This window comes from Pseudaquabacterium inlustre (assembly GCF_038066595.1).
Taxonomy (GTDB): Bacteria; Pseudomonadota; Gammaproteobacteria; order Burkholderiales; family Burkholderiaceae_C; genus Pseudaquabacterium; species Pseudaquabacterium inlustre.
The window spans coordinates 1-1447 of record NZ_JBBUTH010000017.1; the positions used below are offsets into that span (position 1 = coordinate 1).

General features: G+C 65.0%; 2 protein-coding genes. One reads left to right on the forward strand and one right to left on the reverse strand.

Annotated elements, in window-relative coordinates; genetic code table 11:
* Positions 1–110: 110 nt before the first annotated feature.
* Entirely contained in the window at positions 111–1340 is a 1230-nt protein-coding gene (locus AACH10_RS25310) for an IS256 family transposase (RefSeq protein WP_341413340.1), read from the reverse strand.
* Here AACH10_RS25310 and AACH10_RS25315 point away from each other — a divergent pair.
* A partial coding sequence (locus AACH10_RS25315; protein ID WP_341413341.1) for a hypothetical protein occupies positions 1252–1447 on the forward strand: 196 nt, incomplete at its 3' end. The genes AACH10_RS25310 and AACH10_RS25315 overlap by 89 nt on opposite strands.

Genomic DNA, 1447 nt, shown 5'->3' on the forward strand with positions numbered 1-1447 from the left:
GGGGGTGTCCGAATTTCTGTGTGTGAGGCGGGTTGCTGAATTGGCCCTGGGCCGATTTCCTCACTGCATCGGGGCCCCTGCCAGGCCGCCAGAGGCGCCCCCTGAATGCCTCATCGGCCGGCCCCGTGCACGGCCTGCGTGAACCGCTCTTCGTAGAGTATCGCGAACTGGTTCATCGCCAGCTTCCATTCCCTGGCCGCGCGGCTCCAATCGGCCGTGATGTTTCTCAGTGCTAGCCAGATCAGCTTGCTGGCCGCATCGTCGCTGGGGAAGTGCCCACGCGTCTTGATGATTTTGCGCAGTTGGCTGTGCACGCTCTCGATGGCGTTGGTGGTGTAGATCACCCGGCGCACATCGGGCGGGAACGTGAAGAACGGAATCACCCGGTCCCAGGCTCGGCGCCAAGCCGCTGTCACCGTGGGGTATCGCTGGCCCCAGGCGCTGCGTTCGAAGTCGTCCAACGCCTGTGCGGCCGCCTCGGCACTGGGCGCTGTGTAGATCGGGCGCAAGGCTGCGGCCAGCAGCTTGCGATCCTTCCAGCTGGCGTAGTCCAGGCTGTTGCGGATCAGGTGCACGATGCAGGTCTGCAGCATGGTGGCCGGGAACACTGCGCCCAGGGCCTCGCCGATGCCCTTCAGGCCATCGGTCACCGCGATCAGGATGTCGGCCACGCCACGCGTCTTCAGGTCGTTGAAGACCTTCATCCAGAATTTCGCGCCCTCGGTGTTCTCGATCCACAGCCCCAGGATGTCGCGCGTGCCGTCGGGCAGGATGCCGAGCGCCAGGTAGATCGCCTTGTTGCGCACCACGGCGTCCTCGCGGATCTTGACGCGCAGCGCGTCGAAGAACACCACCGGATACATCGGCTCCAGCGGCCGCGCCTGCCAGGCGCTGACCTCTGCCATTACGGCATCGGTGACCGAGCTGATGAAATCGGGTGACACCTCGGTGCCGTAGTGCTCGGCCAAGAAGGCCTGGATCTCGCGCACCGTCATGCCGCGCGCATACATGGCCACGATCTTGTCGTCGAACCCCGTGAAGCGCCGCTCGTGCTTGGGGATCAGCACCGGCTCGAAGGAGCCTTCGCGGTCGCGCGGCACCTCGATGCGCACCGGGCCGTCCTCGGTCAGCACCGTCTTGCCGGTGCTGCCGTTGCGGTGGTTGGTCGCCGCAGCGGGCTTCTCGCCACCGGCTGCGTAACCCAGGTGGTGGCTGAGCTCGCCTCCAAGTGCGCGCTCAATCAGAGCCTTCTTGAACGCCATCGAGGCGTCCTGGATCGCCTCGGCAGTCATCGGCCCGCTGACGAACTGGTCAAGCAGTTCCTTCGGAATCTTCGGCAGCGCCGCCGACTTCGCGGCGATCGCCGCGTTCTTCGCTCTCGTCTTGCTTGGCATACATGCTCCTGCTGGTCATGCTATGCCTCGCACACAAAATTTCGGACAGGCTC